Here is an 11,553-nt window from a genome sequence, read left to right as displayed (position 1 = left end):
AGATTCGCAAGGCGGTACAGCACCCCGCTCTATGCGCGTGCCTATGTTACGCCCATCGTGACCCTTGGCGTGCTGCTGTGGCTGGACTGGCGCCTCGCATTGGGCACCCTGGCCGTGCTGATGCTCGGTTTTGCCGTTCTCAGCCAGGCACTGCGCAAGCGAGGCGAGATGGCGCGGCTCTACAACGATGCACGCGAGCAGGTGAGCGCATCCATCGTCGAGTTTGTACAGGCCATGCCGGTGGTCAGGACTTTCGATACAGGCTACGAGACGTTCGGCCGCTATCAGGCAGGCCCTGGCTGCCAACAAGGCCATGCTGACGCGTTGGCGTCGCGAGTCAGACGCCAGCTTGCGTTTCGAGGACGTGAGCTTCGCTATTCGCCCACCGGTGGCGAGGCGCTTGGGAATGTCAGCTTCGACGTGGCCCCGGGGACCATCACGGCACTGGTCGGTCCACCTTGATGCAACAGGTGGCCTTCGTCTTTCAGGACACCTTCCTGTTTTCCGACAGCGTGGCCGACAACATTCGCATGGGCTCACCCGATGCCGACATGGCAAGCGTCGTTGCCGCGGCGAAGGCCGCCCAGGCCCATGACTTCATCGCCGAGCTGCCCGACGGGTACGACACCCGCGTCGGTGAGCGTGGCGTATTCCTCTCGGGGGGACAGCGCCAGCGTATCACCATTGCACGCGCCATCCTGCAGGATCCTCGACGAGGGCCGCCTGGTGGCGCGCGGCCGTCATGCCGAACTGATGGAGAGTGCCGAGCGCTACCGGCGCATGTGGCAGGCGCAGCAGAGTATCAAACAGTGGCACGTTGGCGTTGCACATGCCTAGGTAATATCGCTCAAGGCGTTGGCGTCGCGATACAGATCAGGACATCTGGGCCTGACATCACGACACGATACCCGGAACCCGCTCCTGTCAGTGTTCATGGAGCGGGTCAAGGTCGAAGGAATATGTCGTGAAACGCAAAAGCCGGCGCGGTGGCCGGCTAAGTAGTGCGGCTTGGCTGAACGGACTCAGGCGAAGGTATTGATACGCGTACCGACCGAACCTTCAGTGGCAAGCTGATCTGTCGGCGTTACCGATGCCATCAGTTGCGATACCTGACTCGCTTGCGTGTCCATCGCGGTTTTCATCAATTTCGTTTGTGCTTCCGTGGCGACCTGCGCCTGCTGCATGGCAAGCGCCGCGCTGACAGCATTGTTAATACTCGAATCCATGTGAATCTCCCTGCTGGTTGGAAAAAACCTCAAACGCCAATATCTGTATCGGCCGGGCAGGAAAAATATTGAAAGTCAAGGCTCTATGCGGCGGTATCAAAGCGTATCTTCAATCAGTGCAGCTGCGTGTGGTCACACGGAGAGAGTGAAGTAATGACATGCGGTACAAGCAGTATCGCTGATGGCACGCGCATCTTTTTATGTATTTATGTATAGAAAAGATAACGGTATAAATATATTTCCAGCTAGGCAATAACCCAGTTTTACTGCCTAGCTGAGAGGTCCCTACCCAGGCACTGAACGGAATACTCCCACTCGAGCATAAGTGCAGGTTCACCTGTTATGCTGAACTGACGCTAGCCCGACAGCTTACGAGGTTCCAATGCCACGCCAACTTGACCATCCGCCCACCGAAGATCTTCTTGCCAACCTCAAGGTAGTTGGCGTCGGGGGGGGAGGTAGCAACACCATCCTGCATATCATTCAGAGCAACTCCTTGCAGGGGATCGATGCCTTTGCCGCCAACACGGACCTTCAGGCGCTGAAATCGTTGCCGCAATCTGCAGCACTGCCCATCGGGAACAATACCACCCGGGGCTTGGGAGCCGGTGCCAATCCTGAACTTGGCACCCAGGCAGCCGAAGAAAGTCGTTCGACAATCCAGGCACGCCTGGCCGGCGCGGACATGGTGTTCATAACGGCCGGCATGGGGGGAGGAACCGGCACTGGCGCAGCCCCAGTGATCGCTGAAATTGCTCAGGAGATGGGCATTCTTACTGTCGCCGTCGTCACACGGCCCTTCTCTTTCGAAGGCGGTAAGCGTCGGCAAGCGGCAGAAGCCGGCATCGCAGCGCTGGAACGGGTTGTCGACTCACTGATCGTCATTCCGAACGACCGTCTGATGCAAACTCTCGGCAAGGGAGCATCTCTGCTTAGCGCCTTTGCGGCTGTCAATGATGTACTCAAGAACGCCGTCTCGGGAATTGCGGAGGTGATCACCTCCCCAGGGATGATCAATGTCGACTTTGCCGATGTAAAAGCGGTCATGCAGATCCGTGGACGGGCCAAGATCGGTACCGGCACGGGGCAAGGAGAGGGCCGAGCGCGACAAGCAGCGCTTGCGGCAGTAAAGAGCCCCTTGATCGAAGAATACGATATCAAGGGAGCGGGCGGGGTGCTGGTCAATATCACGGCTGGCCGTGATATTTCGATCGGTGAGTTCAACGAGATAGGCGAAACTATTCGTGAGTTCACCTCTGATGAAGCGACGGTCGTCATTGGCACCTCGCTGTCTAACGAGTTGCATGATGCGATTAGAGTATCGATCGTCGCTGCCGGCCTGCAGGAAACATCAGGCGTAGCGGCTCAAGGTGAGACTGCCTCCGCCCGGCAATCCCCTTCTCGGTCGGCTCCAGGTCATCAGCAGCCGACCTCACCTGGTACGAAGTCTCGCCAGCAGGATGGGAAACAAAACAGCGACTACTTGGATATACCGGCGTTCCTTCGCAGGCCGTCTGAATAAGGGAAGCCAAGCTAGCCTGGGCCTCCTCTGAAAATAGCTGCGCGCGTCCATACGGCGTTAGAGATTGACTCGAGATACGCATTTACTCTGTTCTTTCACCGATTCTTGTCTTGTCTGGCCATTCTCGCTGACTTTTCAGGCAGGTCCTGACACCTAGCAGAAGGTCATCTCCCGTCAGCCTTTTGTTGGCGGGACTTATCATCTCTCGTGAACAGCAAGGTTATACACCGGAAATGTGAATTATGGCTAAAAATTCTTTTAAAACATACCCTTAGTTGTTGGTTAAAAAATAACCACTGCCGATTGATTATCTGAGGAAGCACCGGATCGTTCAGATGGGCTTCCCTTGCGCTGGGAAATAGCATTCTCGCAATTTTCTTCTGGTATGAACGTTTCGTTATTGAATTTTTATTTTATGTCTGCAATTCTGGACATATGGACAATATAATCGCTATCGAAGCGTTCGCGGCCCTTGCCCAGCCGACTCGCCTGGAGACCTTCCGGCTACTGGCACGCCATGAGCCGGAGGGCCTGCCCGCAGGTGAAATCGCACGTCTCTTGGAAGTTCCTCACAACACGATGTCAACGCATCTGGGAGTCCTGTCACGGGCCGGTCTGGTCATATCTCGGCGGCATAGCCGCTCGGTGATTTATCGCGCCAACCTGGAGCGTATACGGGAAACAGTGGGCTTTTTGATACACGACTGCTGTGCAGGACATCCCGAACTGTGTGCCCCCCTCTTGCAGGAACTGCGCCCTTGCACCTCATCTAGAGAGGATGACCTATCATGATCAGCGTGATCTATCACAACCCGGACTGCGGCACGTCCCGCAATACCTTGGCAATGATGCGCCAATCCGGGGAAGAGCCACATGTCATCGAGTATCTGAAAACACCGCCTGCAAGAGGAAAGCTCGTCGAACTGCTGGCGGAAATGGAAATGTCCCCGCGGGCACTTCTGCGGCGCAAGGGCACACCCTACGATGAGCTGGGACTGGACGATCCCGAGCTCAGTGACGACCAGCTGATCGATGCCATGTTGGCTCACCCTATCCTGATCAATCGGCCCATCGTTGTGACCGAGAAGGGTGCACGCTTGTGCCGGCCTTCGGAGAAAGTATTACCCCTGCTGGCACATCCGGTGGTCGAATTCACCAAGGAGGATGGCGAGGTCGTACGTCTCGGGGGAACGGCATCATGAGTCTGGATCAGCTACCCAACATTGACCTTGAGCGTTTGCAGCCCATCGATATCGATACGTTAGCCGGCCCCGACCAGTCCCGGCATCCGCCACGTATACTGGTGCTGTACGGTTCACTGCGGGAGCGCTCCTACTCGCGCCTCGTGTCGGAAGAAGCCGGACGCTTGCTACGCTGGTATGGTTGTGACGTTCGCACGTTCAATCCCTCGGGATTGCCGCTGCCGGATGATGCCGAAGCCGACCACCCGAAAGTACAGGAACTGCGCGAACTGGCCGGGTGGAGCGAGGGTATGGTGTGGGTCAGTCCCGAGCGGCATGGCGCCATGACCGGCATCATGAAGGCTCAGATCGACTGGATTCCCCTGGCCCTTGGCGGTGTTCGACCGACTCAAGGCAAGACACTGGCCATCATGCAGGTTTCCGGTGGCAGCCAGAGCTTCAATGCCGTGAACCAGTTGCGCATTCTGGGGCGCTGGATGCGCATGCTGACTATCCCCAACCAGTCCTCGGTACCCAAGGCCTTCGACGAGTTCGATGAAGCCGGGCGGATGCGGCTGTCTCCGCTCTACCTGCGTATCGTCGATGTCTGCGAAGAACTGGTGAAGTTCACTTGGCTGACGCGAGGCCGAGCAGCCTACCTCACCGACCGCTACTCGGAGCGTGTCGAGAGTGCCGAAGCCGTCTCCACGCGAGTCAATCAAAAGACGCATTGATAGGGAATGTCTACATGCTGGCCTTTGCGATCTTTCTGGTCACGTTGGTACTCGTCATTTGGCAGCCCAAGGGGCTCGGCATTGGCTGGAGCGCCCTGGGCGGTGCTGCAGTGGCCTTGCTGGCGGGCGTCGTCGATTGGCATGACGTCGTCGTTGTCTGGCATATCGTCTGGGATGCCACCTTCACCTTCGTGGCGTTGATCATCATTTCCCTGATTCTGGATGAGGCGGGGTTCTTTGCCTGGGCCGCCCTGCACATCGTCAGATGGGGCAATGGACGGGGGCGACTGCTGTTTCCGCTGATCGTCATGCTGGGTGCGCTCATTGCCGCCGTGTTCGCCAACGATGGCGCAGCACTCCTGCTGACACCCATCGTGGTGGCCATCCTGGCTCGGCTCGAGTTCCGCCCCGGCGCGGCATTGGCCTTCATCATTGCGACGGGGTTCGTGGCAGATTCGACCAGTTTGCCGTTGGTCATCTCGAATCTGGTCAATATCGTCAGCGCCAATTACTTCGAGATTGGCTTCGATCGTTACGCTCAGGTGATGGTGCCGGTCGACCTGGTATCGTTGGCCGCCACTCTGCTGGTCCTGGGCATCTACTTCCGCAAGCAGATACCCGCCCAATATCGGGTCGAACGGCTGGAGGCGCCAGCAACGGCCATCCGTGACCACCAGGTTTTTCGGGCAGCATTCCCGCTATTGACCGTCTTGTTGGTGGCACTATTCGTGACCGCCCAATGGGAGATTCCGTTCTCTTTCATCATGGGAACGGCGGCGCTCATCCTGATGGCTATCGCCGGGCGGTGGCTTTCTCCCGGGCATGTGCATGTCGTCTCGCTCAGAAAGGTACTGAAGAATGCCCCTTGGCAGATTGTGTTGTTTTCCATAGGCATGTACCTCGTCGTGTACGGACTGGGCAATGCCTGGCTCACGGCCTGGGCGGCGGATGTCCTGGTGTGGCTGAGCCAGCAGGGGGACGTCATGGCTACCCTCGGCACGGGTTTTGCCTCCGCCATTCTGGCCTCGCTGATGAACAATATGCCATCGACCCTGGTCGGCGCGTTGGCCATAGATCAGGCGCACGTAGCGAATCACACGCAGCAACTCATGGTCTACGCCAACGTCATCGGCAACGATCTGGGACCCAAGTTCACGCCCATTGGCAGTCTCGCCACACTGCTCTGGCTGCACGTACTGGCCGGCAAGGGCTACCGAATCAGCTGGGGGCAGTACATGAAGGTCGGGCTGGTGATCACTCCACCGGTACTGCTGGCCACGCTGATCGCTCTTGCGCTCTGGCTGCCGGCGATATCGTCACGATAAATGGATTCGCAAGTGCTCGACGACACCCCATCGGTCCGAGCCAATCCGCCCCGTGCGACCATTGAAATAAAGTGCAGGCATAAAAGAAGTCCCCGTAAAGGGGACTACGCTCTGTCTGAAAAATGTCTGCGCTCACTCATGCAGTGTTAAAAACCAGCTCAAAGTGCTCATTTACAGCACGTAAACTCCGCTTTATCGCTGATTTTTGCCTTGCCTGAGTATCGCTCGCCGACTTTTCAGACAGAACTTAGGGGAGCACGCCAGCTCACTCGGTGCGTCATCTAACGAGTCTCATGGTCAGATGACATGGAATTGCTTGGCTTTCATCGACGCGTCCTGGCTGCCATGAAGGCTGCTTGTCTCATATGCCAATGGCGCAGGATAAAAATCCTCATCATGTTCTTATATGGAAATTCCATGCCAGAAAAATAAGTTTGTTTCTTATCAATGACAAGAAAACGAATCCAGAACCTAGCAGATGAAGAGGCGCTGCCGAAAAGCTGAAATTTGGCTGGCCGATTGCACCAGGTTTCCCCTTTCCCGCGCCTTGATGCGCCATGTCAGCGCACCGTGGTAGCGGCGGACGCCGCTTGCGTATCCCGCCGCAACAGAACTCTCTCAACGACGGGTTGCCCCGGTGCCATATAAAAACTTGGGTGCGTCAAAAGATCACGTATCTGGCTGCATACGTTCCCGTAGGCATGGCTTACCATAGCGGACTTTCTCTGCCCCGTATCGCCCTATGTCACTTCGCCAGATCAACTGTCGAGCTTCTCAGCGCGCTGCCCACTTGGCGTTGCTGGCGATGCTGTTGCTGATGATGGGGCCGGTCATCGGCCAGCTCAGTGCGTTCGACCGGGTGAAGCCCGCCCACCATTCGGGTATATCAACCTCGGCGGTGAACAAGCCGGCCACGGCCTTCGCTTCGCTTCATACGAAAGCCGTCTTTAGCTGGCATCAACAGTGTGACTATTGCTCGCTGTTCCAGCACGTGCCCGTGCTCGAAACGGCCCTGCCCCAGACGACGCAGGCCTCGCCGCCGGCATCGTCTCAGCGGCTTACTGCCATCCGTTTGGGATATGGCACACTTGCTGTCTTTCCTCACGCGCTGACTCGAGCCCCTCCGGCCGCGCTTTCCTGACGGAATGTCAGGTCAAGCCCTGTCGTTGCGTTGTCCCTGTTCCGTTTAACCGGCAGCCATCAAGCACAACGACGACATAATCGACGGACAGCGGGCCTTGCAAGCGATATCCCGCCGGAGCCGTTTTTCCCACGCCTGGATTGATGACATCGCACGCGTTTCACACGTACGCCGACGATGTCTCCCCTGAGGAAGATGCGCTATGTCTCGTACAAGCCGAGAAACCAATGACCTGTACCGCGCCGTCTGGCGCTGGCACTTCTATGCGGGACTGATGGTGATCCCGTTTTTGATCCTGCTCGCCGTGACCGGAGCGCTTTACCTGTTTGACAATGAAATAGACCAATGGCTGTATGCCGACCGTATGCAGGTAGAAGCCGAAGGTGCCACACCGGTCTCCCCCCAGACCCAGCTGACAGCGGCACTCGAGGCGCAGCCGGGGGAGGTATTCCGTTATGTCACTCCGGCAGCCTCCGACAGGGCCACCGAGATCGATATCCTTACGTCAGATGGCGATCAACAGGCCGTCTTCGTCAATCCCTATACGGCTGAGGTAACCGGTAGCATGCCCTACCGGGGTAGCGTGATGTGGCTGATCCGTCATCTGCACAGTCTCAGTTATTTCGGTTCGACAGCGAGCCTGATCATCGAGATCGTGGCCGGCTGGTCGATCTTGTTGGTGCTGACCGGCCTCTATCTCTGGTGGCCCCGTGGCCAACGGGGCGGCGTATTGACGGTACGCTCGAGACCTGCAAAACGGGTATTCTGGCGCGACCTGCATGCCGTGACGGGAGTGTTCGTCGGCGGATTCATACTGTTCCTGGCGATCACCGGCATGCCTTGGTCGACACTCTGGGGTAGCAAGGTCAACGAGTGGGCCAACGGCAATAATTTCGGTTATCCCGACGGCGTTCGCGTCAACATTCCCATGTCCGACGCCCGGCTTGCCGAGCGCGAGCTGACGACTTGGTCGCTGGAGCAGGCACGCCTTCCGACATCCTCGGACAGTACGGTATCGCCCATCGGCCTGGACCGTGCAGTGGCAGCGTTCGACTCGCTGGGCCTGGCACCGGGTTATGCGATCAATCTGCCCAACAGCCCTGAAGGGGTATATACCGGCTCCATCTATCCCAATGATCTGAGCCTGCAGCGTGTCGTGCATCTGGACCAGTACAGCGGCAAACCGCTACTCGACATGCGCTATGCCGACTACGGCCCGATGGGACGTACACTGGAGTGGGGAGTCAATGTCCACCTGGGGCAGCAGTACGGCATAGCCAACCAGATCATTCTCGCCCTGGCATGCGCCGGCATCGTCCTGCTGTGCGTATCGTCGGGTGTCATGTGGTGGAAGCGCCGTCCCAGCGGAAAACTCGGTGTGCCGCCGGCACCACGTGACCCACGCAGGCTACGCGGCGTCCTTGCGCTGCTCGCGATCGGAGGGGTGATCTTCCCTCTTGTCGGAGCCTCGATGATCATCATGGCATTGGTGGATGCCGGCGTGCGTCATTGGAGGGCCCAACCGAAAGCCCCCGCGGTACAGTAGATAATCGGTAGCAAAGCGCACCCGGCATGCCTTCGCATGCCGGGTGCCAGTAGCGTGTCGCATGTTTCCGCCAGAAGAGGTTCGAACACTTCGGTGAACCCCAGTAAACGGAGGACCGCCTCAGCCAAATCCCTGAAAGAAAAACTCAGTCGTCGAACAGCTCACCTAGCGTGTTGGCAGTCAGCAACTGGGTCCCCCAAGCACTCAGCTGTGCATCAGACGCCTTCGCGAGTTTCTCATCCACCCAGGACGGCAGTTCACCAAACTTGAAAACGAGCTGCACACGCAGCAAGCCTGCAAAGCCTTCCTGCCGCCCTTCCTGACGTCCTTCCTGGCGCCCTTCCTGACGTTCCTTCTTCGCCCAGTTTTCCAGGTTTTCCGCGAGCATATCTCTATCCTCTATCAAGCTGTTGAGCCGATCCAGGTTGATGTCGGCCCCGAGCCGCTGCAAGTGGCGTTTCAGCCAGCGGGTAACGATCGTGTCGATGCGGTCTTTGTTAGGGTCAGCCTGGATGATCGCCACGATCCGGTCGACGGCCCGTTGCAGGGCCTCCCGCCCTAGAGAAGCGTTCTCGATACCGAACACGCCGCTCAAAGGTGTCTGTCGCGCGGCTAGCTCTTCGTCAGTATAACGCCCCTCGTCGATCAGATAATAACGCAGGTGGGGCTGGTAGACCCGCAGGAAGCCCGGGGGTTCCGGCCTTACCATATCGTAGATATCCTGCGGCGCTGACCAGCGCTGAGAGCCGTTGTAAAGCACGATGGGCAGCACGGGGGGCAGCCCCTCACCAGGCGTAGTGACCTTGTTCTTGAGCAGATGGTCGTAGAAGCAGGCCACGTAATGCATCAGGCGGATCGGCATGCGGTGATCCACCGAGGACTGGAATTCCAGCAGGATGTAAAGGAATACCCGCTGCGTCACGCCCTGCCAGTCAACTTCCACCGACCACACCACATCTTCGAACTTCTCCTCGAACAGGGGCGTGATGTAGTTGCCGCTGTGATTCTTGAGGGTCGTAAAATCCATCAGCTCAGCGACATCGGATGGCGCGAAGCCCTCGATGAGCTGCTGAACGAATTCGGGGTAACTGAAGAGTTCCTTGTATCCGGTGTCGTGGTGGTTACTGGCCATACGGCGCCCCTGGCATTGATAGGCCGACAGAGTACCACGTCGCTTTCCTGACTCGAGGCACCACGCGACGAAACGATGGCTGTCAGGGGTTTGCCGCCAGCATCCAGCACGCCGCCTTCTCGGCAATCATCAGCGTCGGCGAGTTGGTGTTGCCGCTGGTGATGGTCGGCATGATGCTGGCATCCACCACGCGCAGCCCCACGACCCCTCGCACACGCAGTTGCGGATCGACCACCGCCGTCGGATCATCTTGGCGTCCCATCCTTGCCGTTCCCACGGGATGAAAAATCGTCGTACCGATATCCCCCGCGAGTCGCCAGAGGTCTTCGTCGGTCTGGTACTGCACGCCCGGCTTGACCTCTTCCGGCTCGTACTTGGCGAAGGCCGGCTGTTCGGCAATGCGACGGGTAAGACGCAGTGAATCCGCCGCCACCTTGCGATCTTCATCAGTACTCAGATAGCACGGCGAAATGGCCGGCGCCGCGCCGGGATCGGCACTCTTGATGCGCACGTGACCGCGACTGGTGGGGTTGAGATTACACACGCTGGCGGTGATGGCAGGCCAGGTATGCAGCGGCTGGCCGAAAGCCTCCAGACTCAGCGGCTGAACATGATACTGGACGTTGGGGTACTCATGCTCCGCCGAGCTGCGCGCGAACGCCCCGAGCTGGGAAGGGGCCATGCTCATCGGCCCGGTGCGTCTGAGAAGATATTCCAGGCCGATACCCATCTTGCCCCACAGGGTCGAGGCCATGGCATTGAGCGTCTTGGCACTGGTGACACGATAGACCGAACGAATCTGCAAATGATCCTGCAGGTTCTCGCCCACTCCCGGCAGCACCCGCACCGGTGCGATATCGTGGCGCCTGAGGAGCGCTTCGGGGCCGATGCCCGAAAGCTGCAGTATTTGTGGTGAGCCGATGGCACCGGCACACAATGCCACCTCGCGATGAGCTGCGACCTTGAGCATCTGACCGTCGCGCTTGAGTTCGACGCCACAGCAGTGCGGCGTGCCCTGGGTATCCGGCTCAAACAGCAGCCGATGGACCTGACTGGCGTGCCACAGCGTGAGGTTAGCGCGCGCCTTGAGGACAGGACGCAAAAATGCCTTGGCGGTATTCCAGCGCCAGCCGTTGCGCTGGTTGACATCGAAGTAGGCCACACCTTCGTTGTTGCCGCGATTGAAGTCTTCGGTCGCCGGGATGCCTGCTTGCTGGGCAGCCAGGGCGAAATCGTCCAGCACTTGCCATTTGAGCCGCTGCCGCTCTACCCGCCATTCGCCGCCATGCCCATGAAAGCGCTGAAAACCCTCCGCGGCATGGGCATCGTCCAGTCGATAATGATCCTCGTGGCGCTTGAAGTCTTCCAGGCAGGCCTCCCAGCCCCACGCCTGCTCGCCGGTCACGCTCGCCCAATGATCGTAGTCACGCGCCTGGCCACGCATGTAGATCATGCCGTTGATGCTCGAACAGCCGCCCAGCACCTTGCCACGCGGATAGATCAGGGAACGACCATTGAGCCCTTCATCCGGCTCGGTCTTGAACAGCCAGTCGGTACGGGGATTGTTGATGCAGTAGAGATAGCCCACCGGCACGTGAATCCAGTGGTAGTTATCCTGCCCGCCTGCCTCGATCAGCAGCACACGCCTGGTGGGGTCGGCGCTCAGGCGGTTGGCAAGCAGGCACCCGGCGGTACCCGCGCCCACGATGATATAGTCGAAATGGTGCTGGCTCATGGCATGCCTCC

General features: G+C 58.6%; 12 protein-coding genes and 1 pseudogene. 9 read left to right on the top strand and 4 right to left on the bottom strand.

Translation table 11 applies throughout. From position 1 onward, the window contains the following. Positions 1-57: 57 nt before the first annotated feature. Together ACYQ12_RS00575 and ACYQ12_RS00570 are read left to right on the top strand one after the other, a co-directional pair. A complete protein-coding gene (locus tag ACYQ12_RS00575; RefSeq protein WP_459866144.1) occupies positions 58-462 on the top strand; it encodes a hypothetical protein in 405 nt (134 codons plus the stop codon). Beyond that, a pseudogene (locus tag ACYQ12_RS00570) lies at positions 462-653 on the top strand (lipid ABC transporter permease/ATP-binding protein); the annotation flags it as partial. The gene ACYQ12_RS00575 and the pseudogene ACYQ12_RS00570, both read left to right, overlap by 1 nt. 25 nt (positions 654-678) lie before the next feature. Here the strand turns inward: ACYQ12_RS00570 and ACYQ12_RS00565 are convergent. Beyond that, a complete protein-coding gene (locus ACYQ12_RS00565; protein WP_459866208.1) occupies positions 679-816 on the bottom strand; it encodes a hypothetical protein in 138 nt (45 codons plus the stop codon). Between the two features lie 206 nt (positions 817-1,022). After that, on the bottom strand, positions 1,023-1,226 hold the full coding sequence (locus ACYQ12_RS00560) for a putative motility protein (protein WP_459866141.1): 204 nt from the start codon (positions 1,224-1,226) through the stop codon (positions 1,023-1,025). Between the two features lie 382 nt (positions 1,227-1,608). Here ACYQ12_RS00560 and ftsZ point away from each other — a divergent pair, with 382 nt between their 5' ends. The 7 genes from ftsZ to ACYQ12_RS00525 all read left to right on the top strand — a co-directional run bounded on the left by ftsZ (position 1,609) and on the right by ACYQ12_RS00525 (position 8,675). Further along, a complete protein-coding gene (gene ftsZ, locus ACYQ12_RS00555) occupies positions 1,609-2,748 on the top strand; it encodes a cell division protein FtsZ (RefSeq protein WP_459866138.1) in 1,140 nt (379 codons plus the stop codon). 435 nt (positions 2,749-3,183) lie between these two features. Continuing rightward, entirely contained in the window at positions 3,184-3,540 is a 357-nt protein-coding gene (locus tag ACYQ12_RS00550; RefSeq protein ID WP_459866135.1) for an ArsR/SmtB family transcription factor, read from the top strand. Beyond that, a complete protein-coding gene (arsC, locus tag ACYQ12_RS00545; protein ID WP_459866132.1) occupies positions 3,537-3,950 on the top strand; it encodes an arsenate reductase (glutaredoxin) in 414 nt (137 codons plus the stop codon). The genes ACYQ12_RS00550 and arsC overlap by 4 nt, the downstream gene beginning before the upstream one ends. After that, on the top strand, positions 3,947-4,663 hold the full coding sequence (arsH, locus tag ACYQ12_RS00540; RefSeq protein WP_459866129.1) for an arsenical resistance protein ArsH: 717 nt from the start codon (positions 3,947-3,949) through the stop codon (positions 4,661-4,663). Before arsC ends, arsH begins: the two co-directional genes overlap by 4 nt. A gap of 14 nt (positions 4,664-4,677) precedes the next feature. Further along, the gene (locus ACYQ12_RS00535) at positions 4,678-5,988 is read left to right on the top strand and encodes an arsenic transporter (protein WP_459866126.1); all 1,311 of its coding nucleotides are present in this window, start codon (positions 4,678-4,680) and stop codon (positions 5,986-5,988) included. A 742-nt stretch (positions 5,989-6,730) separates the two neighbouring features. Further along, positions 6,731-7,129: a DUF2946 domain-containing protein gene (locus ACYQ12_RS00530; protein ID WP_459866123.1), complete on the top strand. Its 399-nt coding sequence runs from the start codon at positions 6,731-6,733 to the stop codon at positions 7,127-7,129. Between the two features lie 202 nt (positions 7,130-7,331). Then, positions 7,332-8,675: a PepSY-associated TM helix domain-containing protein gene (locus ACYQ12_RS00525; protein WP_459866120.1), complete on the top strand. Its 1,344-nt coding sequence runs from the start codon at positions 7,332-7,334 to the stop codon at positions 8,673-8,675. 145 nt (positions 8,676-8,820) lie between these two features. Here ACYQ12_RS00525 and ACYQ12_RS00520 read toward each other — a convergent pair whose 3' ends face one another. Beyond that, positions 8,821-9,807: an Rpn family recombination-promoting nuclease/putative transposase gene (locus tag ACYQ12_RS00520; protein WP_459866117.1), complete on the bottom strand. Its 987-nt coding sequence runs from the start codon at positions 9,805-9,807 to the stop codon at positions 8,821-8,823. Positions 9,808-9,889: 82 nt separating this feature from the next. Further along, positions 9,890-11,542 (bottom strand): GMC family oxidoreductase, encoded by a 1,653-nt coding sequence (locus ACYQ12_RS00515; protein WP_459866114.1) that lies wholly within the window; start codon positions 11,540-11,542, stop codon positions 9,890-9,892. Between the last annotated feature and the right edge of the window lie 11 nt (positions 11,543-11,553).

It is taken from the genome of Halomonas shantousis (assembly GCF_054654615.1).
This window is presented reverse-complemented; position numbering and strand designations above follow the sequence as displayed.